The organism is Paraliobacillus zengyii (genome assembly GCF_003268595.1).
Classification (GTDB): domain Bacteria; phylum Bacillota; class Bacilli; order Bacillales; family Amphibacillaceae; genus Paraliobacillus_A; species Paraliobacillus_A zengyii.
Genome location: NZ_CP029797.1, coordinates 3,088,783 through 3,104,476, shown reverse-complemented (window position 1 = coordinate 3,104,476; position 15,694 = coordinate 3,088,783). Strand labels below are relative to the sequence as shown.

Below are 15,694 nucleotides of genomic sequence, written 5' to 3'. Positions count from 1 at the left end.
CATTTGACTATAACTTTGGTACTATATGTACAAACAACTAATTACCTAATAAGGAAAAGGAGGCATGTTTATGTTGACAGAATTGGAATTTCACGAGATCGAACCGATGTGGCGTGTTGGAGAATTTCAATTTTTAAGAGGAATCCCAGATAGCTCGGATAAATCGCTACTGTTACGCAAACAGATAAATTGCTCCACTTCTTCGCAAACGGAATTAGAAAGAGAGTTCTACATATTGAAAAAAGTCAGCTTACCGAACATGCTAGTTCCAATTAACGTGTGCGAACAAGGCATACTGTTTGAGGATACTGACGGTCAACCTTTACGAACGGCATTGAAAAATAAAACCCTAACGATCTTAGATAAACTTGAGATAGCACTTCATCTAGTTGAAACCATACACCACTACCACGAACAAGGGAAAATAAACCTCACGATTACGCCAGATCAACTTATCCTAGATTCGACTAACCAAATTAAAATAATACCATTACCATATGCAATAGAGCCATTTAAGAATAAATATCAATCACCTGAGGCGTTACTTAAACAAGAACAGACTTATGATCATCGTTCGGATTTATATAAACTAGGCATGTTATTGTACGTATTATTTACCAATGGGAGCCATCCTTTCCCAGGAAATAAAAACGTTAACTGGAAGCATAGCCACATTGCGGTTGAACCTGTTTCCTTAACAAGAATGAACCGCACGATTCCGAAAATGATTAACGATATTATGATGACTTTGTTAGCAAAGAATCCAGTAAATCGTTATCAGTCTGGTAGTCATTTGTTAAAAGATCTTGCTATTTGTTGGAATGCGTTAAAAGAACATGGAACAATTGAACCGTTTCGTTTATCGTTAAAACGGATCGATGGTCATTTTAAACTTCCGAATCATTTTTATGGTAGAGAGGACGAACTAAAAGTATTATATGATCTCTTCCAAAAGTCTGCCTTTGGCTCAACAGAGTTGGTGTTGTTAAATGGTGCGAGCGGCATTGGTAAAACAAGATTAGTTAATGATCAATTCAGACATATGATTCAAAATAGAGCCTATTTTATCTCAGGCAAGTTTGATCAAATGCAAAACAATGTCCCTTATCAGTCGTTAGTGGAAGCTTTTCGAGAAATTGTTTCTGAAATTTTAACGCAAACAAATCAACAGGTTGCAGACTGGAAAGACAAAATTCTTACTGCAGTTGGGACGAATGGTTATGTTATTACAAGTGTGATTCCTGAATTAACGGCAATTATTGGCGAGCAAGAAAGAATGGAACTATTGTCTGAAAAGGAGACAGAACATCGGTTTATTAGCGTCTTTCGTCAATTTGTTCAGGTGTTTACGAGTATCGATTATCCATTGGTATTGTTTCTAGATGATATTCATTGGGCAGATCAAGCCTCGATCCGATTAATTCATTCTTTATTAACCGATCCAAACTGTCATCGATTTATTGTGATTGGATCGTTTAGAGGAAGTGTGGAAGAACAAGCTACCTTCATAGAGGCGTCTTTTAAAGACATGGATCAGTATGGCGTTCGAACAACATCATTACAACTACCTGACTTATCGATTACAGATACAGAACAGTTCGTGGCAGATGCGTTTGATAGTGAGCTAGTTGATACAAGAGGTTTAGCACGGTTAGTCTTTCAAAAAACGGCTGGGAATCCTTTTTACACGGAACAACTACTTCAATTAATTTATCGTAACAAGTGGATCACCTTTGAGTACGCATCTCAAAAGTGGGGATGGAATGAAATCGCGATTCATACGATTAAAGATCAAGAACATATTCTTTCCCATATGATTAGTAAGATTAGTCAACTACCTGTGAATGTGAAGGATACACTGCGAATTACGGCTTGTTTTGGGAATTCCTTTTATAAGAAAGATCTAGCGTTGTTCTCGATGCTCTCCTCTGAAGAAATAGGAGAAGCATTAGAGATCGCTGAACAGGAAGGACTTATCTTACCGCCTGATCTAGAGAATGGTAATAAACGCTATCATTTCTTTCATGACCGCATTCAACAAATCGCATATAGTTTAAATACGGAAACGGATAAACAACGTATCCATCTAGGACTTGGTAGATTCTTAATTAGTATTGATCCAAAAGAAGAGCTTATTTATAAAACAGTCGATCATTATAATAAAGGAAATACTTTAATCAAAGAAATAACGGAGAAAGATAAACTCATTCAATTAAACTACCGGGCTGGTTATAAAGCAAAAGAATCGACTGCCTATGATACAGCTTTGCACTATTTTCAATCGGCAGCTGATATGATGGAAGCATCTAAATGGCAAACAGATTTCACGTTTTCTTTTCAACTCTATTTGGAGCTTTCAGGTGCAGCTTATAAATGTGGTGATTATAGATTAGCAGATAATATTTATACCGACTTGTTGCAAAAAGCACGTTCGTCGTCTGAAAGATCTTTGGTTTATTGTAAAATTATTATCCAATATGTTAATCAAGGAAAGTATGAAGAAGCTATCAATGCTGGTCTGTATTGTTTGGATGAGATGAATATAAATATTCCAACAAACCCAACTGATCAACTTCAAAAACAAGCAATTAGGAGCACGAAGGCGGTTTTGCCTAAAGATTTAACGAAATTGAAGGATATTCCTGATACGGAAGATAAAGAGATTGATGCCATAATGGCCGTCTTGTTTCAATTGTTTATACCGAGCTTCTTTTCAAACAAAGGCGTTTTCACACTGATTATATGTAATTTCGTGCAATTGATTTTACAACATGGGAAAACAAACGTTAGTCCTGCTGTGTTTGCAGGTTATGGTATTTTACTTTGTACCGAATTAGAGGAGTTTGATTCCAGTTATCAGATTGGCAAAATAGCAGTTGATCTTGCGGATGATACAAATCTTGCATCGGTTCAATGTAAAACATATATGATGTTTGGTGGTATTATTTGTCAATGGGATAAAAATGGTATACAAGGAGAAGGCACTGCTTACTTAAAGAAAGCTATCACATTAGGCATGCGTGTTGGTGACTATATCTATACAAGTATGGCGATTGGTGCCCATATTAATAGAATTTATGTCCATGAAACATTGGCTACGATTGGTCGTGTTAATCAAGGTTATGTGGAGACGTTGGAGCAAATTAGAGAAAACTTCGTGTTAAAAAATGCACAAGTTTATGTACAGTTTACCAAATGTTTGCAAAGTATGACAGCACAACCTTTATCAATGAATGATGCATCTTTTAATGAAGAAATGTTTCTTGCGGAAATTGAGCAACAAGATACGAAAAATATTACCTTGTTTCAGTTTTATACGTATAAAACCCAAATTTGCTATCTAAATGGCGCCTATCAAGAAGCTGTGGCCTATGCGGTAAAAGCAGAAGCTTATATTGCATATGCTAACCATCTACCACACTTAGGTGAGCACCATTTCTATAAAGCGTTAGCCATGTTGGAATGTTGGAAAGATGAAATCGGAGAGAAACAAATGAAATGGACGAGAATGTTGCGTTCTGACTTAGAACAACTAGCAAAATGGCGAGAACATAATCAGGAGAACTATGCACATAAGGAATGGTTAATTCGAGCGGAATATGCGAGAGTACTTGACTATCCTGATAAAGCAGAGATCTTATATGATCAGGCAATTACTGCAGTAGAGAAAAGTGGATTTGGTCGTAATATAGCAATTACGAATGAACTAGCAGGTAAGTTCTATCATATTAGAGGGAAAACGCGAATGGCTAAGCTTTCCCTAGAAGTAGCTGTGGAGGAATATAACAACTGGGGATTAAAGGCTAAAGCAAAAGCGATCCGTCAGACTTATCCAGCGTACTTTCCTATCGAAAAAGACAACGTGGTGATGTCTGAAGCTTATCGAAATGAACCTTTACAGATCCAAGATGAGTTGGATGCTTATCCAGTCAATAGTCTAGCTACTATTATGAAAGCATCAGAAGCCATGGCTGAAGAGATGGACTTTGCGCTTTCTTTAAAAAAATTAATGCTCTCTATTAAGCGAGAATCGCTTGCGGAAAAGGCTATCCTGCTCATCACAAAGGGGGATGAGATTACCGTAACGGCTATAGTAAAAGGGTCAGCAGATTTCATACTTGTGAATGAAACACTTGAGCAATCAGTGGAAATTCCACAGCAAATTATACGGTATGTGGCCCGAACGAAGAATCAGGTACGGACGGATGACCAAGCATATCAGAAAGCGTATCAAAGTGACGCCTATTTAAAACAACAACTGCCCAAATCGGTATTGTGTTTACCATTATCGCTTCAAGGTGAGTTTAAAGGAATCTTATATTTAGAAAATCGTTGGATTGCGCATTTATTCGCTGAAGAACAAGCCAAGATTGTAAAATACCTTGGCACCCAAGCGATGTTTGTTAATCGGCTATTGGAAACCTTTCAAATTAGCGAAAAGCCTAAGGTCGAAAATGAGACGGAAGATGATAACCCAGATATGATGCTCTTTGAAGAGCTTACCGAACGGGAATTAGAAATTATAAACTTAATGGCAGCAGGACTGTCCAATCAAGAGATAGCACGTACGTTAGGTTTAAAAATCGGTACAGTGAAAGTCCATAATCACAATATTTTCTCGAAATTAGATGTCACACGACGAACGAAAGCTGTCTTTAAAGCAAATGAATTAAAACTAATTAAGCAAGGCTAAAATAGTTCCTTTTGGGGCTATTTTTTTTGCATTCTAGCCGAAAAGTAATCAATAGAAACTTTTTATATGACGTGTTTATAAGTCGATTTAATCCGCACTATAACTTTTGATATATGCAGGTAGGTAAAGGTTCATAGTATAACTAATAACAAGTTAGTGTTTCTTAAAGCTGAAATAGATGAATTAACTAATAGAAACGAAATGGAGGGATAAGATGCAACAGGCAAATGCACTAAAGGAAATGTTTGAGGTCATAAAGAAACGCTTCGTGTGGATCTTATTACTAGCTATTGGAGCTGGGACTGTAAGTGGATTATTTAGTTACTATTGGGTCACACCATCCTATCAATCTAGTTCCCAATTCCTTGTTCAGACAACAAAAGAGCAGGAGCAACCAACGTATGATGCTAGTCAAATTAGTACAAATATCGATTTAATTAGTACATACAACGTCATTATTAGGAGTCCTAGAATTTTAGACATTGTATCAGAAGAGTTCGGACGTGGCGTTTCTGCGCAGAACATCACTGTGTCAAGTGAGTCTGGTTCACAGGTTGTAACAGTAGGTGCGACAGATAACGATCCAGAACAGGTAGTAAGACTTGCAAATACAGTTGTAGAAGTTTTTAAAGAAGAGATACCAAAGTTAATGTATGTAAACAACGTAAATATTATAGCAGAAGCGAAGGGTGCTCAACAGATCAGCCCGAATCCGGTGCTTAATATCGCAATTGCAGTTGTTCTTGGAATGATGGTAGGTGCAGGATTAGTTCTATTATTCGGTTACTTTGATAATACGATTAAATCAGAGGCGGATATTGAGCGACTAGTCGACATCCCAGTCATTGGGGTTATATCCCATGTTGATCATAAAGGCGTTATTTTAAAAGAAGAATTCACGAAAGCGCAACGTAAAAGGGGAAGGGGCGTCTTACTAAATGCCAAGAAAAAAACAGTCTAGCCAACAGTATACAAGTCTTTTAGCACGAAGTAACCCGATGTCAGTCATTACTGAGCAATACCGAACAGTTCGGACAAATCTTGAATTCATGGCAGTAGATAGTAATATAAACGCGATGATTGTTACTTCCCCAGGTCCAGGTGAAGGGAAGACAATGACAAGTGCTAACTTAGCTGTTGTTTTCGCCCAACAAGATAAAAAGGTCTTAATTGTTGATGCAGATATGCGAAAGCCTGCTTTACATTTACGTTTTCGAAAAAATAATCAAACAGGTCTTAGTAATATCCTAGCCGGTCACATGGGTCTGAAAGAAACGGTTTTAGAAAGTGGAGTACCAAATTTGGATTTAGTAACATGTGGTCCGATTCCACCTAATCCATCTGAATTATTAGGTTCAAAGGCAATGAAAGATTTTTTAATCGAGGCAAGAGAAACGTATGACTTAATTATTTTTGATACACCACCAGCGCTTGCAGTTGCCGATTCACAAGTACTAGCTACTATATGTGATGGTGCATTGTTAGTATTTCGGAGTAAGCATACAGAATCTGGAGGCGTACAGAAAACGGTCGAACTATTTGAAATGACTCACACCAAAATCTTAGGCATCGTCTTAAATGATCAGGAAAAGAAAAAATCAAATCACTACCAGTATATGAAGTAAATCAACAGAGCGAAGCGAATTCCTTTAGAAATATAATTTTTACTGCGACATAACGTTTTATTATATTAAGACGTAAACACTATGATCCATTACATGTATTTATATACAAAAACTAGCGTATCAAGTGAAATTGACGAGACTCCTGTGGGAATAGCGCGAGCTGAAGCCGTGCCCACGGAAAGGGAGTCAATTTCATTTGAGGAGCGGGTAAGAACTCAATACTTCTTACGATGGAGTTTCTTAAGTCCAAATATTGCAAACGAACAATCTTCGTGAAAATTGCCTTATTAAAATAGATAATTATTTAATGTTTTTTAGGTAAATTTGGCGTTCTATATCTTTGGATATATGGCATATAACTTATTGTTTGCTATAAATAAGTCATAGGGATTAATAACAAGTGATTAAAAGTAATAAAGAACGAATGTAATTAGAAATAGTATAAACAAGAACTTACAAATAGCAGCAAAAAAATCATAGCAAGATAAGATTTCTGAATATTAAGTTTTTTATAGGTGATGTTTCCTTACCTTTATCAATGGAAGCACTCGGTCACACTGTGGGTTGGATAAAAGTCCAGAACCTTAGCGCATGTCAGCAGTAGTGTGGTGATGAGGTCGGGTTAAATGCCCATTATACATATTAAATTACTAACTATGGTTATTAAATAGTTAGTGAAACAGTATTTTAATAGAAAAGTATTGTTCCATTAGCTATTTAATGCACTCATTTATTTCAAGGGGGAAAAGGAAAAGATGAAAAAAGTCAGAAAAGCAATCATACCAGCAGCGGGATTAGGAACGCGTTTTTTACCAGCGACAAAGGCAATGCCAAAAGAGATGCTACCAATTGTAGATAAACCAACGATTCAATACATCGTTGAAGAAGCAGTCGCATCAGGTATTGAAGATATCATCATCGTAACAGGTAAAGGGAAGCGTGCGATTGAAGATCATTTCGATAATGCACCTGAGTTGGAAAGAAACCTTGCAGAGAAAGGTAAGTTAGATTTATTAGCGAAAGTCGAATACGCTTCGAACCTTGCAGACATACATTATATACGTCAAAGCCAACCAAAAGGCTTAGGACACGCAGTGTGGAGTGCACGTAATTTCATTGGGGATGAGCCATTTGCTGTTTTGCTTGGTGATGATATCGTCCAAAGTGATGTGCCGTGCTTAAAGCAATTAATTGATCAATATGAACAAACGCAATCTTCTATTATTGGTGTACAACAAGTACCAGAGAGTGAAACACATCGTTACGGCATCATTGAACCAGACACTTCGATTGGTCGTCGCTATCAAGTTAATAAGTTTGTAGAAAAGCCAACACCTGGTACAGCGCCATCTAATCTAGCAATTATGGGTCGTTATATTTTCACACCAGAGATTTTCAGATTCCTAGATAGACAAGAAATTGGAGCAGGTGGAGAGATTCAATTAACAGATGCGATTCAAAAACTTAATCAAATTCAACGCGTATATGGCTATGATTTTGAAGGGAAACGATACGATGTTGGTGAAAAATTAGGATTTATTCGGACAACAATTGAATTCGCCTTGCAAAATAAAGAAATAGGACCAGAAGTGGAACAGATGCTCAAAGAGATGCTAGCTGAACCAGTACTTTAAGTCGAACTGATAAAAAAGACAAAGATAATCCGAAAGTTGGTGATACAAGTTGCAAGTTCCCAAAGACCATACTGTCGCACAAGAAATGAGAAATGTTGCCTACCAAGATATAGCTACTAGTGAACGTAGAATATATTTAGTTACTAAAAGAATGGTTGATATTATCTGTGCTGTTATCGGGTTGATTATTTTGTCACCACTTATGGTTATTATTAGTGTACTTATTAAATTGGAAGATAAACACGGATCTGTTTTCTTCAGCCAGCCACGGCTAGGTAAAGATAGCAAAAGTTTTTCTATTTATAAATTCCGTTCAATGGTCTCCAATGCAGAGGAATTAAAATTAACACTCTTACAAGAAAATGAAGTAACAGGGCCAGTATTCAAAATGAAAAATGATCCCCGCGTTACGAAAATAGGAAGGTTTATGCGAAGGACGAGCTTAGATGAACTACCACAGTTAATCAATGTACTAAAAGGAGATATGAGTTTAGTAGGACCAAGGCCACCATTACCAGAGGAAGTTGCAAAATATAATGAGTATGAGAAGCAACGACTAAAAGTGGTTCCAGGCCTTACTTGTTACTGGCAGGTCAATGGACGAAGTAATCTGGATTTCAAAGAATGGGTCGATTTAGATCTGAAATACATTATGGAAAGAAATATGTTGATTGATATTAAATTAATAGCCAAAACAATATTCGTTTTATTTGGATCAAAAGATGCGTATTAAAATTAAAAGAGAATGGAGGTGAGAAATGGAAACGTCCGTTGTTATCCCAACGTATAAACGTACAGAAGATTTGAAACGATGCTTAGAGGCTTTAAGCAAACAGACATTGCTACCGGATGAAGTAATTGTTGTTGTCAGGGATACAGATAAACACACACAAGACTTTTTAGGCAATTATACTTCTTCACTCATTATTAAAATCTATCAAGTTGATCGACCAGGACAAGTGGCAGCGTTGAACATCGGATTAGCAACGTCGCAAAATGAAATCATTAGCATACTAGATGATGATACGGCACCACATAAACACTGGTTAAAGAGAATTACAGAAATATTCTCCGTATCTGATGACATAGGTGGCGTTGGTGGCCGTGACTGGGTCCATGAAGGCAATAAAAAACTAAATGGAGAAAAAGAACTCGTTGGCAAAGTCCAATGGTTCGGTCGTGTTATCGGCAATCATCATTTAGGCTCCGGACCAGCACGAGATGTAGAAGTTTTAAAAGGGGCAAACATGAGTTATAGAAGAGCAGCGATTAAAGGTATGCAATTCGATGAAAGACTACTTGGTAATGGTGCCCAAGTTCATAATGATATGGGATTTAGTCTTCGTGTCAAAAAGAGTGGCTGGCGATTGATCTATGATCCAACGGTTTCCATCGATCACTTCCCAGCACAACGATTTGATGCAGATGAACGCAACACCTTTAATCCAGAGGCTTATTATTACGCTGTTTATAATGAAACATTGATAATGACTGAATTTATGGAAACCCCATTTAAACGGTTTATTTTTATTTCTTGGTCTATTTTTATCGGCACTGCTGATAAGCCAGGAGTATTGCAATTAATGCGATTGATTCTAAAAAGTCCGAAACTAGCATGTAGGAAATTCTTGATTAACTTTACGACAAAGATTAAAGCTATGAAAATAGCAAAAAATGCAGCATTAACGTAAAGAACAGAGGGTGGCGTTTTTATTGAAGAAGAAGTTAGCGATTGTAGCCCATAATGTGAATAATAGAGGTGGGATGGAGATCCACCTATCCGAGATTATTAAACGTTCAAGAAAAGATTTTGATATTACGGTTATAGCTACTGAATTTACTGGTGATTACCCAGATGTGAACTTTATAAGAATACCAATACCTCAACGTCCAGTCTTTTTAAAAAGTTTGTTGTTCACTATAATAGTGAGCATTCTATTACTCATAAGAAAGTTTGATTTTGTTCATACTACTGGCGCAATTGTGCTAAATAGGGTTGAAATGTCAACTGTGCATTTCTGTCATAAAGCCTATAACAGCTTGGGATATAATGATCGTGTTAAAGGAGCGAAGTCATTCGCACATAAAATCAACTCTTGGTTGCAAGGTAAATTTGCAATAGTAATGGAAAAGATATGCTATCGTCCGAAACATATTCCAAACCTAGTTGTTGTGTCTGAACATGTTAAAGAAGAAATATTAAAACATTTTAGCTACAAGGAGAAAGATGTCACCATTATCTACAATGGAGTAGACACCACCACATTTAAGCCCGTAAGTGAAACAGAAAAGAAAAAATACAAACTGCAATATGGTATACCAAGTGACGCTTTGGTATTTGTTTTTGTTGGTGGAGATTGGTCTAGAAAAGGATTACAGCTTATTTTAGCTGCATTTGAAGGATTACGTTCTAAGTATCCTCAAATTAATGCAAAAGTGTTAGTAGTTGGCAAGGGAGATATAAAACAAGCACTTCAAGGATTTGATAAGAAGGTAAGTGATCATGTTATTTTTCAAGGGTTTCAAGAAAATCCATCTTTATTCTATAAAATGTCTGACATTTATGTTTTACCAAGTCTATATGAAACGTTTAGTATCGCTTCACTTGAAGCAGGTGCATGTGGACTACCAATTATCATGACAAAGGTAGGTATTTCTAACATAATTGCTGAGAATGGTATAACAGGATATACAATAAATCGAGATAAAGAATCATTGCAGAAAGCATTTGAAACTCTTGCTATAGATGCTTCATTAAGAGAGAAAATGTCTAAAGAAGTAAGATTACGGTCAGAAGCAATCACATGGGATAAGACATACGAACTATTCGCAAGTCACTATAAAAGATTAGTCGATCTGTAAATGAATAAAGGGGGTGATATTGGTTGTCTCACATATTCGATAAGAGATTTAATTTATTATTTGTACTATTGTTAGCTAGTATTTTTGTTATTGGAAGACTTTCGATTCACCCAGGGATGGTGAGAAACCTATTATTCGCATCCTTATTTATTGTAATTATGGCACTGACAATCCATTATCGAGAACGAATTATTGGTTTATTAATTATCTATTTGGTGTTTATGGGTTTAATTCGAAGAGCATTAATTCCGATTGCAGGATGGAGTGGATTTGATCCCCTTTTAATTTTAGGACCAGTCCTTACTGTTTTATTGGCGTTGATCATGTTTTGGGAACACAAAAAAACGCCTTTAGTAGTAAGAGAATCACCAGACAAATTAATGACTTTATTATTTCTAATTGGCTGTTTTCAAGTGGTGAATCCATTATCTGGAGGTCCTATAACTGGTTTAATAGCTAGTATGTATATTCTTATACCTTGGTTATGGTATTATATTTCATTTTATAATTTTAATAAAGATAATATAAGAATCATAGTTAATATCATTCAAGTAACTGGAACAATCATTGCAAGCTATTTAATTTATCAAACATTTTTTGGTCTACTGCCCTTTGAAATGGCATGGGTAGAGATTTCTGGATATGCAGCATTGTATTTAGCTGAGGATAGGGTAAGGGCAATTGGTACGTTTCCAAGTGCACAAGAGTCTGTCTATTTTGTAATGATCACCTTTATAGTTGCATTTTCAAGGATGATTGTTGATAAAAATAAGTTACTTCATGTATTAATAGTGATAGTGACCTTAGCTTCTATAATCTTTGCAAGTTCAAGAACAATTATTTTCTTTATGATTTTAGCAAGTATCCTAATTATAGTTATGACTAGAAGAAATTTAATGAGTAGAGTTGTAGCTTGTATAACCTCCTTGATAGGAGTTTTTTTAATTTGGCTGTTATTGCCTTTAGTTAATCCAAATTGGTTTGGGATTGCTGAACCAACAATAGAACATATGATAGCTGGACTAATTGATCCATTATCAGAAGATCAAACAGGTGTTGGTCATATCAATCGGTTTACTGATGGAATGATGACACTATTTCAGAATCCTGCTGGCCATGGAATTGCATCAATAACGAAGGCGGCAGATAAAGTAGCAGGTTCAACTGCAATGTCTACAGAAGTTGATATATCTAATATGATAGTTGGATTGGGTTTAGGCGGTATTATTTACATGATAATTATTGGGTTAACAATTTATAGAGTTATTTGGCTGGTGAATTATCAAAAAAGTATTGAAATGGTAGCTACTTTAGGAATACTAGTTGGAAGTTTAGGTCAATGGATCAATGGTGGATTTTATTTAACACCTATTATCATCTGGATGCTCATTGGATGGATTCATAAAGAATACGTAAATAAACGGGGTGAATTAAATGCATCTAGCAGTAGTTAGTCATGCTTGTGTAACTGATATAAATCAACAAGTTTATAGTGAGATAGAAAAGCTTGGTCATAAGGTTGACCTGATTGTTCCGAGTAACTTTATAGCACCAGGATTAACTAATGAACCAATTAAAGTAAAAAGATGGCCAAGTTTTAAAGGAAGGATTATTGAAATACCGACTTTTTTAAAAGATAGCATCCCGTTACATTTTTATAAAAAAAGTTTAAGAAAAGTTCTTGATGATATTCAGCCTGATGCAATTTATGTAGCTGAAGAACCATATTCCATTAGTTGCTTTCAAGCATTAAGGGGGGCTCTTCCAATGAATAAAGCTGTTGGTTTCTATTCTGCACAGAATATTAAAAAGGATTATCCATTTATATTTAAAAAAATGGAAAAGTATGTTTATCAGAATGCTAGCTTAGCAGTAAGTATAAGTACAGATGTATCTACTGTATTAAGAGAAAAAGGATATCAGAATAATATTTGTGAGATCCCTTTAGGTGTTGATGAGGAACATTTTTATATTTCAATTGCTCAGAAGCAGGAGGCAAAAGTAAAATTAAATATACCAGATGATGCTTTTGTTGTTGGCTTTGCTGGACGTTTGGTAGAAGAAAAGGGTGTGGATCTGCTTTTAGAGGCAATCAATCAAGTTAAGACTACTATACCTAATATTCATCTAATAGTAGTTGGAAGAGGACCATTGTTGACTAGAATGAAAGAATTAGTGAGTGAATTTGAGATAAACGGAAATGTTCTCTTTGTTGAAGATGCAATCCATGGTGAAATGCCAATGTGGTTTAATTGTATGGATGTTCATGTTCTACCATCTAGAACTGTGGCCAATTGGAGAGAACAATTTGGAAGAGTTTTAATAGAAGCTGCTGCCTGTGGTGTACCCTCTATTGGAAGTACATGTGGTGAGATTCCAACTGTACTTAAAAGTATTGGAATGGATTCTGTGTTTGAAGAAGAAAATGTAGAAGAACTAGCAGAGCAGTTAGAAAAGATGTATCAGAATGAAATTAATCCTAACAATATTAGAAAAAAAACGGTAGAGCAATATGGCAATAAGGGAATAGCAACGCAATTAATAAAGGCTTTTGAAGGAGTAATATGAAACTAGTATCGGAGGTGAAAAATGAAAGTATTACTAATTTCTCCTGTTGGTGAATTGGGTGGTGGTGCAGAATCCATGTTATATGAGCTAGTAAGTGTTATGAAAGATAAAGATGAAGTAGAAGTATTATTTATGCAAGAAGGAGAGTTAAAAAACGCTATTCAAGCATTAGGTGTACAAACATTTCTTCTTAAGAACGCAAAAATGAGAAACATTCCAAGAGTAATTAGTTGGATGTTTAAATATTCAAAGATATTACGAGAAATACAACCTGATGTAATCTTAAGTTGGATGTCAAAAGCGCATATGTTCACGGCAATTCCTAACTATTTAGCAAAAATTCCAACTTGCTGGTGGCAGCATGGAGTACCAGAACCGCCAAATATATTTGATAAACTGTCTTCCAAATTACCTGCCAATAAGATTGGCTCTTCATCAACAATAGCGATGCATGCACAAAAAAATTGACAAATAAGCCTGTATTTTGTAGTTTTCCAGGTTCCGATATAGCTAAACACGTTCCGAACTCTAAAAATAGATCAATTTTAAGAGAACAGTTAGGAATATCTGATGATACGATACTTTTAGGTAATGTGGGTAGAATTCAAAGTTGGAAAAAACAAGATCAATTAATTGAAGTTTTGGATATTTTAGTAAAGCAAGAAAAGAAAGTCAAACTACTACTTGTGGGTGGTAATCTTTACAATCTTGATAATGATTTTGAAAATAAAATCGTTCAGATGATTAAAGAAAAAGGATTAGAAGATTACGTGACAACTACTGGAAATCAATTAGATGTCTCACCTTATTACGATGCGATGGACATTTATGTGCATGCAGCCACAGGTGAACCGTTTGGAATTGTGATGGTAGAAGCGATGTTACATGCCAAACCACTCATTGTAGCTAAGTCACCAGGATCAGTTGAAATTGTAGAAAATGGTGTGACTGGAACGATTGTGGATGATGGTAGTAGTAAAACTATTGCCAGTGAAATAGAACGAATGATTACGAATGGAAACATGGAATTACTTGGAGAAAACGGCAGAAGTAGAGCTATTCGTTTATTCTCAAATAAACAAATGGGTTCTAGAATAATAAAAGAATTAGAAGGTATGAATAAAAATATAGAACATAATAAGGTTGTGGTCTAAGTGACTAATCGTTTATTTGTTTCTGTTGATTTCCCTCCTATTAAAGGAGGAATTCAGAACTATTTATATGGCATTATCTCCAATTTAGACCCCAGTAAAACGTTTGTTTTAACTTCAAATAGTGGGGATAACGATGAGAATAAACAGTTTGATAAATTACAAGAATTCATTATTTACAGAACGGAGATTTCAAACGGTATTAATTTTTTAAAGCAATTAGTTAAATTAATTCCATTATTATTTCAAATTAAGAGAATTATTAAACAACATAATATAAAGGAGATTCATTTTGGTAATACGCTTCCAATTGGATTGTTGATAATGTTACTAGGGAATAAAGTTACCACATACGCTTATCTATATGGTTTAGATATTTCACATGCTAAAATTTCTCCTATTAAATCTAGAATACTTAAATTAATCTTGAATAAGACAAAAAAAATAATAACAATAAGTAATTATACAAAAGATCTTATAACGTCATTAGGAATTAGTAATGAAAAAATTAAAATAATAAGCCCAGGTTACTCCATGCCTGAGTTACTAGAAACAAAGAAAGATATTAGGGATGAATATGGTATCAGTAAAAATAAGAAAATAGTTCTTACCGTTGCAAGGTTACATGAACGAAAAGGACATGATAATGTAATCGAAGCAATAGAATTAGCTTTAGAAGAAAATAAGGAGATCTTTTATGTTATTTGTGGAAAGGGCCCTTATGAAGAAACGCTAAAAAAACAAGTGAAAAACAAACAATTAGATCACTACATTTTATTTGCTGGAGAAGTTTCTAACGAAGAATTAATCTCGTGGTATAAAGTAGCAGATGTGTTTATTATGACTAGTCGACAAATAGGGAATCAAGGTGATGTAGAGGGATACGGAATTGTATTTCTTGAGGCTAATTACTTTGGAATTCCAGTGATTGGTGGTAATAGTGGAGGAATGCCTGATGCTATTAGAGATGGAAAAACAGGATTTTTAGTAGATCCATTAAATGTAAACGAAATTGCAGATAAATTAATTTCTCTAACAAATAGTGTTGAATTAAGAAATCTAATGGGTAAAGAAGGACATAAGTGGGTTATAAGTGAGTGTTCATGGCAGCAGAGAATCAAATTATTAGAGTCAGTGTAGTCCAACCAATAATTATTTTAT

At 35.3% G+C, this 15,694-nt stretch carries 12 protein-coding genes; all 12 read left to right on the top strand.

Annotated features, from left to right (window positions below):
• Positions 1-70 precede the first annotated feature (70 nt).
• The 12 genes from DM447_RS15460 to DM447_RS15405 all read left to right on the top strand — a co-directional run bounded on the left by DM447_RS15460 (position 71) and on the right by DM447_RS15405 (position 15,673).
• Positions 71-4,693, top strand: coding sequence for an AAA family ATPase (locus DM447_RS15460; RefSeq protein ID WP_162632676.1), 4,623 nt, complete (start codon positions 71-73; stop codon positions 4,691-4,693).
• 214 nt (positions 4,694-4,907) lie between these two features.
• Positions 4,908-5,654: a YveK family protein gene (locus DM447_RS15455; RefSeq protein WP_112182086.1), complete on the top strand. Its 747-nt coding sequence runs from the start codon at positions 4,908-4,910 to the stop codon at positions 5,652-5,654.
• Entirely contained in the window at positions 5,632-6,318 is a 687-nt protein-coding gene (locus DM447_RS15450; protein WP_112182085.1) for a CpsD/CapB family tyrosine-protein kinase, read from the top strand. Before DM447_RS15455 ends, DM447_RS15450 begins: the two co-directional genes overlap by 23 nt.
• Before the next feature lie 755 nt (positions 6,319-7,073).
• A complete protein-coding gene (gene galU / locus DM447_RS15445; protein ID WP_112182084.1) occupies positions 7,074-7,952 on the top strand; it encodes a UTP--glucose-1-phosphate uridylyltransferase GalU in 879 nt (292 codons plus the stop codon).
• 85 nt (positions 7,953-8,037) lie between these two features.
• Complete coding sequence (locus tag DM447_RS15440; RefSeq protein WP_112182767.1) at positions 8,038-8,685, top strand: sugar transferase; 648 nt, start codon at positions 8,038-8,040, stop codon at positions 8,683-8,685.
• A 25-nt stretch (positions 8,686-8,710) separates the two neighbouring features.
• Complete coding sequence (locus tag DM447_RS15435) at positions 8,711-9,643, top strand: glycosyltransferase family 2 protein (protein WP_112182083.1); 933 nt, start codon at positions 8,711-8,713, stop codon at positions 9,641-9,643.
• A gap of 22 nt (positions 9,644-9,665) precedes the next feature.
• On the top strand, positions 9,666-10,814 hold the full coding sequence (locus tag DM447_RS15430; protein ID WP_112182082.1) for a glycosyltransferase family 4 protein: 1,149 nt from the start codon (positions 9,666-9,668) through the stop codon (positions 10,812-10,814).
• 23 nt (positions 10,815-10,837) lie between these two features.
• Positions 10,838-12,268 carry a hypothetical protein gene (locus DM447_RS15425; RefSeq protein WP_112182081.1) on the top strand — a complete coding sequence of 477 codons (1,431 nt, stop codon included), beginning with the start codon at positions 10,838-10,840 and terminating at the stop codon, positions 12,266-12,268.
• Positions 12,249-13,382: a glycosyltransferase gene (locus DM447_RS15420; protein WP_112182080.1), complete on the top strand. Its 1,134-nt coding sequence runs from the start codon at positions 12,249-12,251 to the stop codon at positions 13,380-13,382. The genes DM447_RS15425 and DM447_RS15420 overlap by 20 nt, the downstream gene beginning before the upstream one ends.
• A gap of 21 nt (positions 13,383-13,403) precedes the next feature.
• The gene (locus tag DM447_RS15415; protein WP_112182079.1) at positions 13,404-13,850 is read left to right on the top strand and encodes a glycosyltransferase; all 447 of its coding nucleotides are present in this window, start codon (positions 13,404-13,406) and stop codon (positions 13,848-13,850) included.
• Positions 13,847-14,536, top strand: a complete 690-nt coding sequence (locus tag DM447_RS15410) for a glycosyltransferase family 4 protein (protein ID WP_162632674.1) — start codon at positions 13,847-13,849, stop codon at positions 14,534-14,536. The genes DM447_RS15415 and DM447_RS15410 overlap by 4 nt, the downstream gene beginning before the upstream one ends.
• Positions 14,537-15,673, top strand: coding sequence for a glycosyltransferase family 4 protein (locus DM447_RS15405; RefSeq protein WP_112182077.1), 1,137 nt, complete (start codon positions 14,537-14,539; stop codon positions 15,671-15,673).
• Positions 15,674-15,694: the final 21 nt, after the last annotated feature.

Bases quoted from the DNA above. Each gene is read 5' to 3' on its own strand.
- DM447_RS15450 (WP_112182085.1), top strand. From the start codon at position 5,632: ATGCCAAGAAAAAAACAGTCTAGCCAACAGTATACAAGTCTTTTAGCA.
- DM447_RS15460 (WP_162632676.1), top strand. From the start codon at position 71: ATGTTGACAGAATTGGAATTTCACGAGATCGAACCGATGTGGCGTGTT.
- DM447_RS15435 (WP_112182083.1), top strand. From the start codon at position 8,711: ATGGAAACGTCCGTTGTTATCCCAACGTATAAACGTACAGAAGATTTG.
- DM447_RS15420 (WP_112182080.1), top strand. From the start codon at position 12,249: ATGCATCTAGCAGTAGTTAGTCATGCTTGTGTAACTGATATAAATCAA.
- DM447_RS15440 (WP_112182767.1), top strand. From the start codon at position 8,038: ATGAGAAATGTTGCCTACCAAGATATAGCTACTAGTGAACGTAGAATA.
- DM447_RS15415 (WP_112182079.1), top strand. From the start codon at position 13,404: ATGAAAGTATTACTAATTTCTCCTGTTGGTGAATTGGGTGGTGGTGCA.
- galU (WP_112182084.1), top strand. From the start codon at position 7,074: ATGAAAAAAGTCAGAAAAGCAATCATACCAGCAGCGGGATTAGGAACG.
- DM447_RS15455 (WP_112182086.1), top strand. From the start codon at position 4,908: ATGCAACAGGCAAATGCACTAAAGGAAATGTTTGAGGTCATAAAGAAA.